The sequence below is a fragment of the Shewanella sp. TB7-MNA-CIBAN-0143 genome (assembly GCF_040310065.1).
Taxonomy (GTDB): domain Bacteria; phylum Pseudomonadota; class Gammaproteobacteria; order Enterobacterales; family Shewanellaceae; genus Shewanella.
Genome location: NZ_JBEOPL010000141.1, coordinates 1 through 245 on the forward strand (window position 1 = coordinate 1; position 245 = coordinate 245).

At 29.4% G+C, this 245-nt stretch carries 1 protein-coding gene; it reads right to left on the reverse strand.

From position 1 onward, the window contains the following. Positions 1 to 217: hypothetical protein (locus tag AAEY97_RS21450; protein ID WP_351001410.1), on the reverse strand; the 217-nt coding region annotated here is incomplete at its 3' end. Between the last annotated feature and the right edge of the window lie 28 nt (positions 218 to 245).

Here is a 245-nt window from a genome sequence, read left to right on the forward strand (position 1 = left end):
CCTTGATGTAGTGTGCATTTTGAAGGTATTTATTATTTGGTAAATCTTTTTCAATGTTCCTTGTTGGCTTAAAATCAATACCCTTTAAAACAGTTTCCTCAAAGTCAATTTGATACTGTTCATTTGTTAAGAACTTTAGCTTTCTTTTTGAGTCTTCATATTTATCTTGAATTGAAGAGTTTATAAAGTCTTTTGCTTTTGGACCTAACTCTGTCAAATACACATCCCTAAATACACATGATATT